A 17,787-nucleotide genomic window follows, 5' to 3' on the forward strand; every position below is an offset into this window, starting at 1 on the left:
TGAGGCAAAATTCGCGCCGGACAATCTCTGGGCTTGCAATTTGGCCAAAACCTGTTGTCATTGCAGGCATGCGCTCTGGGGGTCCGCTGAAAGTTCACCACATTATCACGCCATTACGTTGCGTTAGCTGGTTTTCTTAAAGTGCCCCCGGTGTGACGAAACCGGGCAGGCAATGTCTGCCCAAATATGTGGCACTGCAAAATGTGTCCAACAAGGAGAGTATTATGAAGTTGAAAACCCTACTCATGGGGGCAATCGCGACGACCGCTCTGACGCCAATGGTTCTCGCCGATGGCCACTCAGGTGAGCGTGGCCGCGATGGCGATGTCAAAATCATCTATTGGCAAGCGCCCTCCATCCTGAACCCGTTCTTGTCCGGCGGGACAAAGGACATCGAATCTTCGTCATTGGTGATTGAGCCGCTGGCCCGCTACGACGAAACCGGCGCACTTGTGCCATGGCTCGCGACAGATGTGCCAACAGTGGCAAACGGTGGCGTCTCCGAAGACCTGACCTCCATCACATGGACGCTGCAGTCCGGCCTGTTGTGGTCTGACGGCACACCCGTGACATCAGCGGACGTCAAATTCTCAGCCGATTACTGCATGCACCCCGAAGGCGGCTGCGCGCAGGCTGCATTCTTTGACGGTGTGGCCTCTGTCGACGTGATCGACGATCTGACCGTGAAGGTCACCTTCACTGGTCCAAAACCAAACCCCTACGGTCCTTTTGTTGGTGCCCAGTCGCCCATCATCCAGGCCGCTCAGTTTGCGGACTGCCTCGGTGCCAAGGCGCCTGAGTGTACAGAAGCCAACTTTAACCCAATTGGCACCGGTCCGTTCACCGTAACAGAGTTCCGTCCAAACGACGTGATCACCTATGCGGCAAACGAAAACTACCGTGAAGCAGGCAAGCCAGCCTTCGCATCCGTGACCTTCAAAGGCGGCGGTGACGCATTGGCCGCTGGCCGCTCCGTGCTGGAAACGGGCGAATTTGACTACGCCTGGAACCTGCAGCTGGCACCAGAAGTGATCAGCAAAATGGAAGAAGGCGGCAAAGGCTCCGTTGTCGCTGGCTTCGGTCCGCTGGTTGAGCGTCTGGAAATGAACCTGACGAACCCATCCCCGGATCTGCCTGCTGAGACACGCTCCACCGTTGCGGAACCCCACCCGTTCCTGAGCGATGAGAAGGTGCGCCGCGCCCTCTCCATGTCTCTGGACCGCAACATCCTGACCGAAGTGGGCTATGGCCCTGCCGGTACACCAACCTGCGATCTGGTGCCTGCCCCAGCGATCTATGCGTCCGGCAACACCGACTGCCTGACCCAAGACATCGCCGGTGCGAACGCGCTGCTCGACGAAGCGGGCTGGGTTGACAGCGACGGCGACGGTGTGCGCGACAAGGACGGCGTCAAGCTTTCCATCCTGTACCAGACGTCCACAAACGCTGTGCGTCAGGACTTCCAGGCGCTGATCAAAGACTGGTGGAACCAGATCGGTGTTGAAACAGAGCTGCGCAACCTCGATGCATCCGTGTTCTTTGGTGGTGACCCAGGCTCGCCTGACACCTTCCAGAAGTTCTATGCGGACGTTGAAATGTACGCCAACACCTTCTCTGGGACAGACCCACAGCAGTATCTGGCGGCCTACCGCTGCGGCAATGAGCCAAAGCCAGCCAGCCAGTGGCAGGGTGAAAACATCAACCGCTTCTGCGATCCGGCCTATGACGCCATGATTGATGAGCTGGCTCAAACCCAGGACATCAACGCACGCGCCGAGATTGCCAAGAAGATGAACGCGATGCTGACCTCCGACACGATGACAATCGTGCCACTGGTCAACCGTGGTCGTGTGTCTGCACATGCCAGCAGCCTGATGGGGATCAAACTCAACGTTTGGGACTCTGAGCTGTGGAACATCGCAGACTGGTACCGCGTGGAATAAAGGCTGTGGTGCGCCCTGAGCGGCGCACCCGCTTTCCCACCCCGCAAGCTGCGCCGCGCTGGCGCAGCTTGCACCACATCCCCCTCTCATCCTAGGGCACCTTTGATGCTGACCTTCACGTTCCGACGGTTGATCCTGTCCATCCCGACGCTCTTGTTCATCAGCCTGGTCATCTTTGGCCTGCTGCAGCTCGCCCCTGGCGACCCGATGGCCCAGGTGCCACTGACCGTCCCTCCCGACGTCAAGCAAAAGATGCGCGAAGCCTTGGGCCTCGGCGCACCCTGGTATGTGCAATACTACAAATGGCTCATCCAGTTCTTCTGGATCGAACCCAAGATTTTCATTGATTGGCTGACCAACTCCAGCACCCTTCTGGGCTGGCTGCCCGACACCAGCTTTTATCAAGGTGAACTGCGCGTGATCTCCTGGCAGACACGCTCACCCGTGATGGACATCGTCATCCAGCGGATGCCCCAGACCCTCTGGGTGGTCGGCCTGGCCTATCTGGTGGGCATCTTGATCGCCATCCCGATCGGCGTCTATTCAGCCTACAGACACTATTCCGTCTTTGATCAGGCCGGGACGTTCATCACGATGATCGGCTTTTCGATCCCGCCTTTCTTCACCGGCCCACTGCTGATTGTGATCTTCTCGGTCACGCTGGGCTGGCTGCCCTCAATCTATGACACCACCCATGTGGTCAACGATTGGGAAAGTTTCAAAATACAGTTCTTCCAGATGATCATGCCGGTGATGGTGCTGGCACTGCAAACCACCGCCCAGATCAGCCGGTATATGCGCGGCGCGATGCTGGACAATCTCAACCAGGACTACGTGCGCACCGCCCGCGCCAAGGGCCTGCGCGAAAGCGTCGTCGTTACCGTGCATGTTCTGCGCAACTCGATGATCCCCGTGGTCACCGTGATTGCCCTTGGCATGCCCGCGATCTTTGGCGGCGCAATCATCACCGAAAACGTGTTCAAGGTGAACGGCATCGGGCAGCTCTTGCTCACCGCGCTTTTTGCCAATGACCTGCCCATGGTCATGACGCTGACCTTCATCTTTGCGATCCTGATCGTGCTCTTTAACCTCATCGCCGACATTCTCTACGGCCTTCTCGACCCGAGGATCCGCTATGACTGATCAAGCCACCACCCCCGATGAGGTGGAAACCTTTGGCGCGCTCACCGACAAAGAGCCGCAAAAACCACCGCGCAGCCAGTGGCGCGACGTTTGGGACCAATTCCGCAAACACAAAGGCGCGGTTTTTGGCGGGGGCTTTTTGCTCTTTATCACCCTCGGCGTTTTGCTGGGGCCCTTCCTTTGGGACGTGGACCCCAAAGCGCTGAACATTCGCAACAAAGACTGGCGCCCGATCTACACCCTGCTGTGGGATCCTGAGGCCAAGGCCGGTTGGACCCACCCCGGGCAGCGATCAGCTGGGGCGCGATATCCTGGCACAGATGATTGCAGGGGGACGTGTCTCCATGGCGGTGGGCTGGACGGCCATGGGCCTGGCGCTCTTTATCGGCACCGCCATCGGCGTGCTGTCGGGCTACTTCAAGCGGCTTGATTTCATGCTGATGCGCTTCACCGACCTGGTGCTGTCTCTGCCAATCCTGCCGCTGACGTTGTTGGCTGTTACCCTCTTCCGCCAGCCGCTGAATTCGCGCTTCGGGCCCGAAGGAGGCATGTTCATCCTGATCGTGGGCATCATCGGACTGACCAGCTGGATGCAAACCGCCCGGATCGTGCGCGGCGATATCCTGGCGCTGAAAGAACGCGAATTCATCCTGGCCGCACGCTCCATCGGCACAACCAGCGGCAAGATCATCCGCCGGCATCTGCTGCCCAACGTGATCTCCCCCATCATGGTCTCAGCCACCTTGGGTCTGGCCACGGCGATCATCACCGAATCTGCGCTGAGCTTTCTGGGCGTGGGCTTCCCGTCTGACTTCCCCACCTGGGGCAAACTGCTGGCCGATGCCGTACAACGGATGCAGGATTTCCCCGAACGGGTGATCCTGCCCGGCATCGCCATCTCCCTCACCGTGCTAAGCGTGAACTACCTGGGCGACGGTCTGCGCGATGCCTTGGACCCACGCATCCGCGGACGCTAGGCCCGCGCGCCAGATGAGAACGACAAAAGGAGCGGCAAAAGTCGCTCCTTTTTCTTTGGGTCCTTAGGGATTGAACACTGGCGGTCGCACCCGCTGAGGGTTCAGATTTAAGTTATAGAAGAAAGATGAAGCGGGACGGTGTCGCTTCATCTTTCCTCTATAACTCAAAAGCAGCCTCACCACACAAAAGCCGCTAGCCTGGGCGCGCGCCGGCCTAGCCCAGGTGTTTGCGCAATCGTCGCACCATCCACCACACAGCGGCCACCACAGGCAGCGTCACAGCCGCTTGCAGCACGCCTTTGCTGATATCGGTCGCCTCTGCCACCGGATAGAGGACATAGCCCGCCAGAGACACCGCGTAATAGCTGATTGCCACGACTGACAGCCCTTCAACGGTCTTTTGCAGCCGCAGTTGCAGATCGGCGCGTTTGTCCATGCTGGCCAAAATCTCTTGGTTCTGGGCAGAGCGTTCCACATCGACCCTTGTGCGCAATAGCTCGGCGGCGCGAATGGCCCGTGCCGCCATGGTCTTCAGGCGGTTCTCAGAAGACTGCACGGTTCGCATCGCCGGCTCATAGCGGCGCATCATAAATTCGGCAAAGCCCTGGCGGCTTTGAAAGCGTACCTCGCGCAGCACCTGGATGCGTTGGTCAACGATGGCTTGGTAGGCACCCGTTGCGCCAAAGCGGAAGGCGGTTTTGGCCTCCAGCGTCTCCAGCTCAACGGAGATGTCCAAAAGCTTGTGCAGCGTGTCTTCGGCCTTGGACGCGGGGCCGCGCATCTGCGCCATCAAGTCGGTCAGTTTGGTGTCAAGTTCATTGAGCTGCGGTGCAAGCCAGCGGACCATGGAAAAGCCCAGCATCGAGGCGGATTTATAAGTCTCAATCTCGCACAGCCGCTGCACGATGCGCCCCGTACGCCGCGCGCCGGTGCTGTCGTTCTTGAACAGCGCAATCCGCAGATGGCCCGCAGGATCAATCCGAAAGTCCGTTGCCACCACAGCCGCCCCTTCCAGCACCGAGGCAACAGCCAGGCTTTCTGGCACAAACCAATCGCTCAGCTGGTCATTGATCTCAGCCTCCGTGGCGGGCTTGGGCATGATCCGCAACAGCGCAGAGGTGATGCGTGCGCCGGGTGCATCGTTGAGCCAATAGTCGGGAAAGACTTCAAATTCGTCGGGGTCAAAGGCCCGGTCGCTCATATCATCGCGAAAGACGGTATAGGTCACAAACTCAGTGTGTTGTTCCCATTTCAGCCAGTACTTGCCCATCTCGCCGTAGTAATGCGTGGCCTCCGGATCAGGGCGCGGTGCACCGTAGTGATCCAGCAGTACCGTCAGGTGCTGCAGATCAGCCCGCTTGTCGCGGTGGGCGGCATCCTCGGGCTGTTTGATGGCCAGAAAAATCGCCGTCGATGGTGCCTCCAACGACGGGAAAGGCCGCGCGTGCAGCTCACCTGTCAGGGCATAGCGCTGGGGGTAGTCTTTGATCGGGACCATGGGGCGGCTTTCTACTTACTTACGCAGTTACATAGGATGCATCTGCAGCAATTTCAAATATTTTATTATTTTCAATAGGTTAATGGAATACAATTGTATGCAACTTGCGGACACACCCGTTTTCAAACGCAAAACGCCCCGCCAGATCGGCAGGGCGTTTCGTTGTTTTTCATAGCCTCGACCTTAGTCGATCATCGGCAACAACTTGTCCAAGGATGCCTTTGCATCGCCGTAGAACATCCGCGTGTTCTCTTTGAAGAACAAGGGGTTCTCGATCCCGGAATAGCCTGTGCCCTGGCCACGCTTGGACACAAAGACCTGCTTGGCCTTCCAGCATTCCAGCACCGGCATCCCGGCGATGGGGCTGTTGGGATCGTCTTGTGCGGCGGGGTTCACGATGTCGTTTGAGCCGATCACAATGGCCACATCCGTCTCAGGGAAGTCGTCATTGATCTCATCCATCTCAAGCACGATGTCGTAAGGCACCTTGGCTTCGGCCAGCAGCACGTTCATGTGCCCCGGCAAACGGCCCGCTACGGGGTGAATGGCGAAACGCACGTTCTTGCCCTTGGCCCGCAGCTTTTTCACCAGCTCTGATACCGCGCCCTGCGCCTGTGCAACCGCCATGCCGTAGCCTGGGATGATCACAACGCTGTCGGCCTCATTCAGGGCCGTGGCAACGCCGTCCGCTTCAATGGCGATCTGTTCGCCCTCAACCGCCATCTGCTCACCCGCAGGGCCGCCAAAGCCGCCCAGGATCACGGACACAAAGGACCGGTTCATCGCCTTACACATGATGTAGGACAGGATCGCACCGGAGGAGCCCACAAGCGCGCCCACCACGATCAAGAGGTCATTGCCAAGGCTGAACCCGATGGCCGCCGCCGCCCAGCCGGAATAGCTGTTCAGCATGGAGACCACGACAGGCATGTCCGCCCCGCCGATGCCCATGATCAGATGGTAGCCGATAAAGAGCCCCGCCAGCGTCAACAGCACCAGCGCCCAGGATCCGCTCCCCGACAGGTAGATGATCAACAACAGCACCGACAGCGCCGCAGCACCCGCGTTCAGGAAATGCCCGCCCGGCAGCTTCTTGGCCCCTGTGTCAACCGCAAAGGGCAGCATGGAGGAAGAGCCTGCCAGCTTGGCATAGGCGATGACGGAGCCTGTGAAGGTCACCGCACCGATCCAGATGCCCAACACCAGCTCAACCCGCAGAATGCCGATCTCAACCGATGATTTCTTGGCAATCAGCTGACCGAATGAGGACAGCCCCTCATAGATCTCTTTGGGCAGACCAATGGCTTTGACGCCATCCTCGCCCACAGCGCCCATCACAAGGCCTTCGGCCTCGTAGATGTTGCCGATGTAGTTGATCATGATGTCAGCGTTAAAGCCCACAAAGACCGCCGCCAGCCCCACAAGGGAGTGCATGATGGCAACCAGTTCGGGCATCTGGGTCATCTCAACCCGCGTGGCCAATTGATAGCCTACCGCCGCGCCGCCAATGATCAGAACAATCGACAGCGGCCAAAGGCCGGCACCTGGACCAATCAGCGTGGCCAGTACCGCAATCGCCATACCGACAATGCCGTACCACACCGCGCGCTTTGCGCTTTCCTGGCCGGACAGACCGCCCAGCGACAGAATGAATAGAATGGCCGCAACAACGTAGGCCGCAATGGTAAATGCGTTTTCCATCTGCTTGCCCCCTTAAGACTTCTGGAACATGGCGAGCATGCGCCGGGTGACAAGAAAGCCGCCAAAGATATTCACGGCAGCCATAAAGATGCCCAGCGCGGCCAGTAGCGTGATCAACACGCTGGAAGATCCGATCTGGATCAACGCGCCCAGGATGATGATCGATGAGATCGCGTTGGTCACCGCCATCAGCGGCGTGTGCAGCGAATGCGCCACGTTCCAGATCACCTGGAAACCGATAAAGACGCTCAGCACAAAGACGATGAAGTGCTGCATAAAGCTCGCGGGCATCCCGGGGATCAACCCCACGCCCAGCACCAATGCCGCCCCAATGGCCAGCAAAGTCACCTGGTTCTTGGTCTGTGCCTTGAACGCAGCAGCCTCTGCTGCGGCCTTCTCTTCGGGCGTCAGCTCTTTTGCAGGCTCCGCCTTTTTCTGCGCGGCAATCGCGGCCACCTTGGGCGGTGGCGGCGGGAAGGTCACCTCTTTGGCATGGGCAATCGTCGCCCCCCGGATCACGTCGTCTTCCATGTTGTGGAAGTATTCCTGACGCTCTTCGCCGGTTTCCTCGTCCTTCACCTTGGGGGTGAGGTCCGTCATCAGGTGACGAATGTTGGTGGCATAAAGGCTGGAGGCCTGCGTTGCCATCCGGCTTGGGAAATCGGTGTAGCCAATGATCGTCACACCGTTCTCGGTCACGATCTTTTCATCCATGACGGTAAGCTTGCAGTTACCGCCCTTCTCAGCCGCCAAATCCACGATGACAGAGCCGGGCTTCATCGCCGCAACCATGTCTTCGGTCCACAGCTCAGGCGCTTCACGGTTCGGGATCAACGCCGTGGTGATGACAATATCAACCTCCGGTGCCAGCTCACGGAACTTGGCCAGCTGCGCCTCGCGGAACTCAGGCGAGGATACAGAGGCATAGCCGCCCGTTGCGGCCCCATCCTGCTGCTCTTCCTCAAAATCAAGGTAGACGAATTCCGCCCCCATCGATTCAACCTGCTCCGCCACTTCGGGGCGCACGTCAAAGGCATAGGTCACAGCGCCCAGAGACGTCGATGTACCAATCGCCGCAAGGCCCGCCACACCGGCCCCCACCACAAGCACCTTCGCCGGGGGCACCTTACCCGCCGCCGTGATCTGCCCGGTAAAGAAACGGCCAAAGTTGTTGCCCGCCTCAATCACCGCGCGGTAGCCCGCGATGTTTGCCATGGACGACAGCGCGTCCATCTTTTGCGCACGGCTGATCCGGGGGATCATTTCCATCGCGATGACAGTGGCCCCCTTCTTGGCGGCCGCCTGCATTTTCTTTTCATCCGCAACCGGGCTGAAGAACGAAATCAGCGTCTGCCCTTCGCGCAGCTTTTTCATCTCCGCATCAGACGGCACACGCACCTTGGCCACGATGTCTGCGTCTTTCCACAAGGCGGCGGCAGTCTTGACCACCTGCACCCCTGCGGCCTCATAATCAGCATCTGCAAACCCAGCCGGGGCACCTGCCCCCGCCTCAATCAGGCAGTCATGGCCCAGTTTCTGCAGCGCAGTCGCGGATTCGGGCGTCATCGCGACGCGATTTTCTCCCTCGAAGGTTTCCTTCGGCGTTCCGATCTTCACTCCGTCTTCCCCCATATTTGGTCACCGGATAGCGCGGCGGCCTGTGGCCCCCACGTTTGCGTCCGCAGCAAGTAGCGCGCACACCCGGTCGCTACAAGCGCATGAGGCAGGAAAAATGGGCGCTTTGCCCGTTTTTCAAAGCCAACGGCGTGTTTTTTAGCAAATTCATCGAATTCCGATCCGAAATTTTCTTTCATCCGGGCCTCTTCAGGCGCAATAAAGCGTCGCGCCAAAACCAAAATGAAGATCGGAATCAGCGCCAAAGACAGCCACGCCCCCCACCAAAAGACAGCCCCAAGCAGCACCAGCACATCCCCCAGGTAGATCGGGTTCCGGCTCAGCGCGAAAGGACCGGTGGTGATGATCCGCGCAGGCACCAGATGCGGCACCACGCTGGTTTGATGACGCCGAAAGGCCGCCAGCGCCCAGACCATCAACCCCACGCCAACCCCGACCAGCATGCCGCCCACCAGCTTGGCCCCGAAGCTCGGCACTGCAAATCCCGGCAGCACGCGGGTCTGCACCCAGATCAGCGCCAAAAACCCCACAAGCCACACCGGCGGGATGTCCAGCATCTGCCGCGCGCCAAGATCGCCGCTGTCATACCATTTTGCCATGGATCACCCTGACCACCCCGGCCCGCGAAGGCCACACCGGGGCCGCGCATCTCTACGCCTTACCCGCCACTCCAGAAAGCAACCACCGCCCGCGCGCAGCGCGTCAGGCTCAAACCGCCTTTAACGCAGGTGCCTGTCCGCCCGCAGCCCAGGCCCGCACCGCATCCCCAAAGCTTTCAAACAAAGGCCGCGATACCGGGTCGCCCGCCGCATTCCACTCAGGATGCCATTGCACCGCCAAGGTGAACCCCGGCGCGCCCTGCACATAAATCGCCTCCGGCGTGCCATCCTCAGCCTGCCCGTCGATCACAATCCGCGCCCCCGGCGCTTTGATCCCCTGTCCGTGCAGCGTGTTGGTGCGCACCACGGAGGACCCCATCAACTGATGAAACACCCCGCCTTCGGTAAAGGTCACGTCATGGCGCAGCTCAAATTTCTCTTCCAACGTCCCATCGGGCGGCATCCGGTGGTTCATGCGCCCCGGCAGATCCCGGATCTCGGGATAAAGCGTGCCGCCCAGCGCCACGTTCACCTCCTGAAACCCCCGGCAAACCCCCAGAAACGGCTGCCCACGTTCCACACAGGCCCGCACCAGCGGCAACACCAGCGCATCGCGCGCCCGGTCAAAGGCACCATGCGCCTCGGTCTCTTCCTCGCCGTATTCCTCTGGATGGACGTTAGGCCGCCCCCCGGTCAGCAAGAAGCCATCACAGGCCGTCATCAAATCAGACAGGCTGATGTGCGTGGGGTCGGCTGGCACGATCATCGGCACACAGCCCGCCACCTGCGCTACCGCCTCGGTGTTCATCGAGCCGCCCATATGCACCGGGTATTGATCGTTCAACAAATGTGAATTGCCAATAATGCCAACAACGGGACGTCGCATGGTTCACCTGCATCTTGCCTGAGTGCCCCCTTATAAGCAGAGCAGGCCGGACGCTCAACCGTCCGGCCCGCACAGCTTCTGTGCAAAACGCCTCTCATCTGGGCGCTTGCCTTAAATTTGGGCAGATCCCGCATCAGATCACTGGCGTCAGATCAACGCCATCCAATCAAGCCCATCAAACCAACGCCATCAAACCTCAGGCGTCAGCCCCGCGGCCTCAATCCCCGCCACCGCGGCCTCCGCGTCTTTCTCAGACAGATCGCCCGTCACCCCAACAGCGCCCACAATGGCCCCCTTGGCGTTGCGCAGCAAAACGCCGCCCGGCACCGGGATCACCTGCCCGCCATAAACACCGTTCACCGCTGCCATGAAATAGGCCTGATCCTCGGCCCGCTTCATCTGCGCCGTGCCTGCCATCCCCAACATGATAGAGCCGTAAGCCTTGCCATGCGCGATGGCGAAACGCCCCGGTGCCGCGCCATCTTCGCGCTCAAAGGCCTGCACATGCCCGCCTGCATCCAGCACCACAACAGACAGCGGTTTCAGGTCCAACTCACGGCCCTTTTCAAGCGCTTTACGTATGATCGTGCGCGCCTTGCGTAGTGATATGCTCATCCCGGTTCCTTCATCTTTCCAATATAACTTCAATCCATCAGCCGCAGCTTTGCGCCACGCTGCTGGGGCATCAGGCCGTTGCGGCCTTCAATTCCAACCGGCGCGCATGCAACACCGGCTCAGTATAGCCCGACGGCTGCTCCCGGCCTTTGAGCACCAGATCACTGGCGGCCTGAAACGCAATCCCGTCAAAGCCTGGGGCCATTGGCGCATAAAGCGGATCACCCGCGTTCTGCCGGTCCACAACCGCCGCCATCTTGCGCAGCGCCCCCGTCACCTGATCTTCGCTTACAACACCGTGGTGCAGCCAGTTGGCCACATGCTGCGCAGAGATACGGCAGGTCGCGCGATCCTCCATCAGGCCCACGTCATTCAAGTCTGGCACCTTGGAGCAGCCAACGCCTTGATCAATCCAGCGCACCACATAGCCCAGAATGCCCTGCAGGTTGTTCTCAACCTCGCGCATGACCTGATCGGTGCTCCACTTCTGATAGGTCGCCAAGGGGATTTCCAGCAGCGTCTCTTTGTTGGTACGCCGCCCCATACCCTTCAACTTCTCCTGCACCGCAAAAACGTCGATCTTGTGGTAATGTAGCGCATGCAATGTTGCCGCCGTGGGCGATGGCACCCAGGCGCAATTCGCCCCTGATTTGGGGTGGCCGATCTTTTGCTCCAACATCGCCGCCATCGCATCAGGCATGGCCCACATGCCCTTGCCGATCTGCGCTTTGCCAGACAGGCCGCACTGCAAACCGATGTCGACGTTCTGCAGCTCATAGGCGTTAATCCACGGCTTGTTCTTGATGTAATCTTTGCGCGAAAACGGCCCCGCCTCCATCGAGGTGTGGATCTCATCCCCGGTGCGGTCCAAAAACCCGGTGTTGATAAACGCCACGCGGGATTTGGCCGCCCGGATACATTCCTTGAGGTTGGCCGAGGTGCGTCGCTCCTCATCCATAATGCCCAGCTTCACCGTATACTGCGGCAAGCCCAGCACCTTCTCCACATGGGTAAAGATCTCATCCGAGAAGGTCACCTCATCCGGCCCATGCATCTTGGGCTTGACCACATAGACCGATCCGGTCACCGAATTGCCGCTGTCGCGCGCCAAATCGTGCTTGGCAATCAAGGTGGTGATCATGGCATCCATCAGCCCCTCAAAGGCCTCATTGCCGTCGCGGTCCAGGATCGCGGGGTTGGTCATCAAATGCCCCACATTGCGCACCAACAACAGCGCCCGCCCTTTCAGCGTCACCGTCCCTGCCCCATCCGGCGTCAGATAGTCACGATCCGGGTTCAGCCGGCGCGTCATCTCACTGCCCGCTTTGACAAAGGTCTCTTCCAGATCGCCCCGCATCAACCCCAGCCAGTTGCCATAGGCCTGCACCTTGTCCTCAGCGTCCACACAGGCCACCGAATCCTCGCAATCCATGATCGCCGAGACCGCGCTTTCCAGCTGCACATCGGCCAATCCGGCCTGATCCCGGCTGCCAATCGGATGGGTGCGGTCAAATACCAGCTCCACATGCAAACCGTTGTTGCGCAGCAAGACCGCATCAGGCGCTTTGGGATGGCCCTTGTAGCCCACGAATTTCTCAGGCTGCATCAGCGGCTGGTCATCCACCCGCAACACCCCGTCGCGTACTGAATAGCGTCGCGCATCCGCGTGGCTGACCCCATCGATGGGAAAGGCTTCGTCCAAAAACACCCGCGCCCGCGCCACAACCCGCGCCCCGTGGCCCTTGTTATAGCCACCGGGCGGCGGCGTCGTGCCCATGGCATCCGTGCCGTAAAACCCGTCATAAAGGCTGCCCCAGCGCGCGTTCGCCGCATTCAGCGCAAAGCGTGCATTGGTGATCGGCACCACCAACTGCGGCCCCGCCACACTGGCAATCTCTGGATCGACATTCGCTGTCTCAATGGAGAAATCATCGCCCTCAGGGATCAAATACCCGATCTCATTCAGAAACGCTGTATAGGCCGTCACATCATGCGGCTGATTGGCGTGCGCTTTGTGCCACGCGTCCAGCTTGCCCTGGATCTGCGCCCGCGTCTCCAGCAGCTCCCGGTTCTTGGGGCCCATATCGTGAATAAGCGCAGACAGACCGGCCCAAAAATCAGCCGCCGTCACATCCGTGCCCGGCAAGGCCTGCGTCTCGATAAACGCCACCAGCTCTGTATCTACCTGAAGCCCGTGCTTCTCCACTCTCTGCGTCATATGGACACCCCCTGTTTCCTTTCGGAAACCTTTAGAGCGTCTGAAATGGCGACACAAGCACTTTTGGTAAGCTCACCTTACCAAAATTACATTCTCACGTTTTTCGAGTGGTGCGGCAGCGGTCCGAGCAATATTTTACCTCGTCCCAAACCTTGGCCCATTTCTTGCGCCAGGTGAAAGGCAGCCCGCAGGTTTTGCAGACTTTCTGGGGCAAATCGCCCTTTTTGCGCATGCGCCCCATGGGCTGCCTCCTGCTCTGTACCGGTGCCAGGCCGGCACCGGTCATCCCCTGCCCTTAATTGCTTTGGTTTGTCCCCGGCGTATAGCTGTCCAGCGCCACCGGTGATGTCTCTGTCGCACCACTGGACAGGGCATTCGGATCATCAGCCCGCATCAGCGTCGCACCGATCATCAGAATGATCATCAAAGCGCCGAACACGGCGGCCCCTTTGATCCCCAGCAGGGCTGGTTTGTGCTGTTGCGCTTGGCGGCCGATGTTTGTGTCGGGGGCCGACATGAGGCTCTCCTTTTGATTGCTATCATTTGACCCGTTGAGGGCCGTTTACTGTGGGGATAACGTGCCCCCTAGCCAAAATGTTCCAAAAAGGTGCCCCCCATGCGCGATGCTGCCCCCAAGACAATCTATCTGGCCGACTACACGCCCTTCGGCTTCATCGTTGATGAGGTGGCGCTGCATTTCACGCTGGACCCGCATAAAACCCGCGTCAAAAGCCGCATCGCCTTTCGCCCCAACCCGCAGGCCACAGACCAGACCTTCTTTCTGCACGGCGAAGCGCTGACGTTGGTCTCAGCACATATCGACGGGCAAAAGGTCAACCCGGTGCTCAGCGATGAGGGGCTGACCTGCGACGTGCCAAATGCGCCCTTCATCTGGGAGGCTGAGGTTGAGATTGACCCGGCCAACAACACCGCGCTCGAAGGGCTCTATATGTCCAACGGCATGTATTGCACCCAATGTGAGGCCGAAGGCTTTCGCAAAATCACCTACTACCCTGACCGCCCCGATGTGATGAGCGTCTTTACCGTCACCATCGACGGCCCGCATCCGGTGCTGCTGTCAAACGGTAACCCTGTCAGTGCATCCACGCATCACGCCGAGTGGCATGACCCCTGGCCCAAACCCGCGTACCTCTTTGCGCTGGTCGCTGGCGATCTTGTGGCCCACAGCGACCGCTTTACCACCCGCTCAGGCAAAGCGGTGGATCTCAACCTCTATGTCCGTCCGGGCGATGAGGGCAAATGCGCCTTCGGAATGGAAGCGCTGATCAAATCCATGAAATGGGATGAAGAGGTCTATGGCCGCGAATACGACCTCGATCTTTTCAACATCGTGGCCGTCGATGATTTCAACATGGGCGCGATGGAGAATAAGGGGCTGAACATCTTCAACTCCTCTGCCGTCCTCGCTTCGCCCGAAACCTCAACCGATATGAACTTTGAGCGGATTGAGGCGATCATCGCGCATGAGTATTTCCACAACTGGACCGGCAACCGCATCACCTGCCGCGACTGGTTCCAGCTCTGCCTCAAAGAAGGGCTGACCGTCTTCCGCGACGCGCAATTCACCTCTGACATGCGCTCCGCCCCCGTCAAACGCATCTCAGACGTGATCGACCTGCGCGGCCGCCAATTTGCCGAAGACCAAGGCCCCCTGGCCCATCCCGTCCGCCCAGAGAGCTTTCAGGAGATCAACAACTTCTACACCGCCACTGTCTACGAAAAAGGGGCTGAGGTGATTGGGATGCTCAAGACCCTCGTGGGGGATGACGCCTATGCACAGGCGCTCGATCTCTATTTTGACCGCCACGATGGCCAGTGCCTGCACCATTGAAGATTGGCTGCAAGTCTTCGAAGACACCACTGGGCGCGATCTGAGCCAGTTCAAACGGTGGTATTCCCAAGCGGGCACGCCCCGCGTGAAGGTCGAGGAACACTTTGAGGGCGACACCCTCACCCTGACCTTCACCCAACGCACCCCAGCGTCAACCGCCACCCCAGACCCGCAACCACAGGTGATCCCGATCGCCCTGGGCCTAATCGGCGCAGACGGGACCGAAGTCCGCGCCACCGAAGTCTTTGAAATGACGCAAGCCCAGCAAAGCGTCACCTTCTCGGGCCTCTCCGCGCGCCCTGTGCCTTCCGTTCTGCGGGGCTTTTCCGCCCCCATCGTTCTGGACCAACCCCTGTCTGAGGCAGACCGCGCCCTGCTCTTGGCCCACGACACCGATCCCTTCACCCGGTGGGAGGCAGGCCGCACCCTGGCGCGCCAATCGCTGTTGGAAATGATCCGCACCGGGGCGGCACCAAACCCCGCCTATCTCAGCGGCATCCACGCCGTCGCGATGGACACAGGCCTTGATCCTGCCACCCGCGCCTTGATGATGGGCACGCCCAGCCAGTCTGAACTGGCCAACGTCCTGCATGAAGCGGGCGACACGCCGGACCCGCAAGCCATCCACGCCGCCAGTGAAGCGATGCGCGCCGCGATGGCCGCCACCTTTGGATCCGATGCGCAAACGCTCTATGCCGCCAACACCGTCACCGCGCCCTATGCGCCCGATGCCGAACAATCAGGCATGCGCAGCCTTGCAGGCGTCATGCTGGCGCTGATCACCCGGCAGGATGGCGGGGCCACGGCGCAGCTGCAATATGACGCCGCTGACAACATGACCCAGCAACTGGGCGCGCTGGGGCAACTCATTCGCGCAGGTGCCGGGGCCAAAGCGCTCAGCGCCTTTGAAACCCAATGGCAGGATGACCGTCTGGTGATGGACAAATGGTTCGGCCTGCAAGTGATGATGGCTGAGCCTCAGGACGTTGCCGCCACCGCAGCCCGGCTGACCCAGCATCCCGACTTTAACCACAAAAACCCCAACCGCTTCCGGGCGGTATTTGGCGCACTGGCCAGCCATCACGCGGGGTTCCACCACGCCTCAGGCGACGCCTATGCGCTGCTGGCCGACTGGCTGATCACGCTGGATCCGATCAACCCGCAAACCACCGCGCGGATGTGCGCGGCCTTCCAGACCTGGAAACGCTATGACACCGCGCGCCAAGAGATGATCCGCGCTCAGGTCGCGCGCATTCTGGCCACGCCAAACCTCAGCCGGGACACCACAGAAATGCTGACCCGCATCCAAGGGGCCTGATGCCTGCGCCGCTCACCTACACCCGCCAGGGCCGCAACCCGTGTGCAGCCCTGGCCATCCTTGGCATCTGGCTGGGGCTGCTGGCGGTCTGGCTTGGGCTGCAAGCGGCCTGGTGGATCGTGGGGTTTCTCGCACTCTTTACCCTGCCCGCCTGCTGGGAATTCGTCACCAACCCGCCCAGCGGGCTGACCTTGGATGACGACACTCTCAAATGGCACAGCGGCAAACGCCACGCCGAGGTGCGCCTGAGCGAACTTGAGCATGTGCGCATGGACACCCGCCTAGATTTCTCCGTGCGGGTCACACTGGTGCTGGAGGACGGCAACAAAATCCGCCTGCCCTTTGAGGCCACCCCCCGCACCAAACGCTCGAAGACGCGCTGACCGCACGCGGCATCCGCACCAAGCGGTTCCATTTCCAACTGATGCAATAAAACAGACAGGCTTTGCCGCAGCGCCGGTGCAACCCCTGGGGTCAGAGCCCATTCATTCCGCACCACTGGCGTCAAAACCACGAAGGTTCAGTGGTTTGATACATGCTCAAAAGAACGGGCTCATTGCAAAGACCCCATGCCGCTGAACGGAAGCGGTTTTAAACGCCCTTCGGAATTGACGGATCTTCCCCCTGAGCCGCTGCCCAACAGCGCACTGCATAGAAATGTCGCGGAAAGAGGCGTTACATCTGCTTGCAATGCAACAAGCGTTCCCGCGCAGACGCACCTTTTCACGAGAACAATCTGTCAAACCAACGGTGCGAGAATGATGCGCCCTGACCATCCGGTGAACCCACCCAAAACCGCCCCGGCACCAGCGCCCCAATTCAACCTATGCGACTGCGCGCTCCTCAGGGCCGCGCTTGGGGCCGGGTGGCATCAAGCGGCAGGCAATAGGTCTGCTGTCGCAGCCAACCCGCCATGTCGCGCCGCTTGGCCGCTGAATGCATCGGCCCCCAATCTGCTGTCACGCCCTGGCCCTTGCGGCCCTTGTAGCCGTGGATCACCCCATCGCGCGGCACCGTGGTCGCCATGATCCGTGCCGCACAGCTCAGATTGGCCGCACCGTTCTTGAGCGCCGTGCCCGTGCCCACATGACACTGATATCCCCGTGCTGTGGCCGGCAGGATCTGCAACAACCCGTACCACTTGCCACCGCCCCCCACGGCCCAGGGCCGATAGGTGCTTTCGTGTTTGGCCAAAGCTGACATGAACCCCACCCAGAACGCGCGCCGCTCAGCATCGCTGGCCTGGGGTATTTGGGGCACCAGGCGTCAATATCGCCTGGCACCAATTCAACCAACGGTTGCCCGTGGTCTTTCAACGCCGACAGCGCCGCCCGTGTCCAAAGCGCATGGCCCTGCATGTGCTGCCACCGGGTGCGCGGCAGGCCGGCAGGCCGTGCCGGCG

At 60.1% G+C, this 17,787-nt stretch carries 13 protein-coding genes and 2 pseudogenes; 5 read left to right on the top strand and 10 right to left on the bottom strand.

Features of this window, described 5'->3' with window-relative positions; all coding sequences use genetic code 11:
* Positions 1-224 precede the first annotated feature (224 nt).
* From ACZ1HM_RS13205 to ACZ1HM_RS13215, 3 genes and pseudogenes are all read left to right on the top strand, one after another.
* Positions 225-1,943, top strand: a complete 1,719-nt coding sequence (locus ACZ1HM_RS13205; protein ID WP_472743179.1) for a peptide ABC transporter substrate-binding protein — start codon at positions 225-227, stop codon at positions 1,941-1,943.
* 105 nt (positions 1,944-2,048) lie between these two features.
* Positions 2,049-3,086, top strand: coding sequence for an ABC transporter permease (locus ACZ1HM_RS13210; protein ID WP_472743180.1), 1,038 nt, complete (start codon positions 2,049-2,051; stop codon positions 3,084-3,086).
* Positions 3,079-4,063 (top strand): annotated as a pseudogene (locus ACZ1HM_RS13215) (ABC transporter permease). The gene ACZ1HM_RS13210 and the pseudogene ACZ1HM_RS13215 overlap by 8 nt, the downstream one beginning before the upstream one ends.
* A gap of 214 nt (positions 4,064-4,277) precedes the next feature.
* On the opposite strand, the gene ACZ1HM_RS13220 reads toward ACZ1HM_RS13215, so the two are convergent.
* The 9 genes from ACZ1HM_RS13220 to ACZ1HM_RS13260 form a co-directional block, all read right to left on the bottom strand.
* On the bottom strand, positions 4,278-5,561 hold the full coding sequence (locus ACZ1HM_RS13220) for a DUF3422 family protein (protein ID WP_472743181.1): 1,284 nt from the start codon (positions 5,559-5,561) through the stop codon (positions 4,278-4,280).
* A gap of 183 nt (positions 5,562-5,744) precedes the next feature.
* Positions 5,745-7,262, bottom strand: coding sequence for an NAD(P)(+) transhydrogenase (Re/Si-specific) subunit beta (locus ACZ1HM_RS13225; protein WP_472743182.1), 1,518 nt, complete (start codon positions 7,260-7,262; stop codon positions 5,745-5,747).
* A 12-nt stretch (positions 7,263-7,274) separates the two neighbouring features.
* Positions 7,275-8,879, bottom strand: coding sequence for a Re/Si-specific NAD(P)(+) transhydrogenase subunit alpha (locus tag ACZ1HM_RS13230; protein WP_472743183.1), 1,605 nt, complete (start codon positions 8,877-8,879; stop codon positions 7,275-7,277).
* Positions 8,876-9,496 (bottom strand): methyltransferase family protein, encoded by a 621-nt coding sequence (locus ACZ1HM_RS13235; protein WP_472743184.1) that lies wholly within the window; start codon positions 9,494-9,496, stop codon positions 8,876-8,878. Before ACZ1HM_RS13235 ends, ACZ1HM_RS13230 begins: the two co-directional genes overlap by 4 nt.
* A 109-nt stretch (positions 9,497-9,605) precedes the next feature.
* A complete protein-coding gene (locus tag ACZ1HM_RS13240; RefSeq protein WP_472743185.1) occupies positions 9,606-10,382 on the bottom strand; it encodes a gamma-glutamyl-gamma-aminobutyrate hydrolase family protein in 777 nt (258 codons plus the stop codon).
* A 189-nt stretch (positions 10,383-10,571) separates the two neighbouring features.
* Positions 10,572-10,997: a GlcG/HbpS family heme-binding protein gene (locus tag ACZ1HM_RS13245; protein WP_472743186.1), complete on the bottom strand. Its 426-nt coding sequence runs from the start codon at positions 10,995-10,997 to the stop codon at positions 10,572-10,574.
* A gap of 70 nt (positions 10,998-11,067) precedes the next feature.
* Positions 11,068-13,215, bottom strand: coding sequence for a malate synthase G (locus ACZ1HM_RS13250; RefSeq protein WP_472743187.1), 2,148 nt, complete (start codon positions 13,213-13,215; stop codon positions 11,068-11,070).
* A gap of 94 nt (positions 13,216-13,309) precedes the next feature.
* Positions 13,310-13,456 carry a DUF2256 domain-containing protein gene (locus tag ACZ1HM_RS13255; protein ID WP_472743188.1) on the bottom strand — a complete coding sequence of 49 codons (147 nt, stop codon included), beginning with the start codon at positions 13,454-13,456 and terminating at the stop codon, positions 13,310-13,312.
* Between the two features lie 54 nt (positions 13,457-13,510).
* Positions 13,511-13,732 carry a hypothetical protein gene (locus tag ACZ1HM_RS13260; RefSeq protein ID WP_472743189.1) on the bottom strand — a complete coding sequence of 74 codons (222 nt, stop codon included), beginning with the start codon at positions 13,730-13,732 and terminating at the stop codon, positions 13,511-13,513.
* A gap of 99 nt (positions 13,733-13,831) precedes the next feature.
* Here ACZ1HM_RS13260 and pepN point away from each other — a divergent pair.
* Positions 13,832-16,385: pseudogene (pepN, locus tag ACZ1HM_RS13265) on the top strand (aminopeptidase N).
* A complete protein-coding gene (locus ACZ1HM_RS13270; protein WP_472743190.1) occupies positions 16,385-16,768 on the top strand; it encodes a hypothetical protein in 384 nt (127 codons plus the stop codon). Before pepN ends, ACZ1HM_RS13270 begins: the two are co-directional and overlap by 1 nt.
* A 460-nt stretch (positions 16,769-17,228) precedes the next feature.
* Here ACZ1HM_RS13270 and ACZ1HM_RS13275 read toward each other — a convergent pair whose 3' ends face one another.
* Complete coding sequence (locus ACZ1HM_RS13275; protein WP_472743191.1) at positions 17,229-17,645, bottom strand: transglycosylase SLT domain-containing protein; 417 nt, start codon at positions 17,643-17,645, stop codon at positions 17,229-17,231.
* Between the last annotated feature and the right edge of the window lie 142 nt (positions 17,646-17,787).

This window comes from Sulfitobacter sp. GN1-4 (assembly GCF_055693825.1).

Excerpts from the sequence above, each read along its gene's own strand:
- ACZ1HM_RS13205 (WP_472743179.1), top strand. The coding sequence starts at position 225 with ATGAAGTTGAAAACCCTACTCATGGGGGCAATCGCGACGACCGCTCTG.
- ACZ1HM_RS13210 (WP_472743180.1), top strand. The coding sequence starts at position 2,049 with ATGCTGACCTTCACGTTCCGACGGTTGATCCTGTCCATCCCGACGCTC.
- ACZ1HM_RS13220 (WP_472743181.1), bottom strand. The coding sequence starts at position 5,561 with ATGGTCCCGATCAAAGACTACCCCCAGCGCTATGCCCTGACAGGTGAG.
- ACZ1HM_RS13225 (WP_472743182.1), bottom strand. The coding sequence starts at position 7,262 with ATGGAAAACGCATTTACCATTGCGGCCTACGTTGTTGCGGCCATTCTA.
- ACZ1HM_RS13235 (WP_472743184.1), bottom strand. The coding sequence starts at position 9,496 with ATGGCAAAATGGTATGACAGCGGCGATCTTGGCGCGCGGCAGATGCTG.
- ACZ1HM_RS13240 (WP_472743185.1), bottom strand. The coding sequence starts at position 10,382 with ATGCGACGTCCCGTTGTTGGCATTATTGGCAATTCACATTTGTTGAAC.
- ACZ1HM_RS13245 (WP_472743186.1), bottom strand. The coding sequence starts at position 10,997 with ATGAGCATATCACTACGCAAGGCGCGCACGATCATACGTAAAGCGCTT.
- ACZ1HM_RS13250 (WP_472743187.1), bottom strand. The coding sequence starts at position 13,215 with ATGACGCAGAGAGTGGAGAAGCACGGGCTTCAGGTAGATACAGAGCTG.
- ACZ1HM_RS13255 (WP_472743188.1), bottom strand. The coding sequence starts at position 13,456 with ATGGGGCGCATGCGCAAAAAGGGCGATTTGCCCCAGAAAGTCTGCAAA.
- ACZ1HM_RS13260 (WP_472743189.1), bottom strand. The coding sequence starts at position 13,732 with ATGTCGGCCCCCGACACAAACATCGGCCGCCAAGCGCAACAGCACAAA.
- ACZ1HM_RS13270 (WP_472743190.1), top strand. The coding sequence starts at position 16,385 with ATGCCTGCGCCGCTCACCTACACCCGCCAGGGCCGCAACCCGTGTGCA.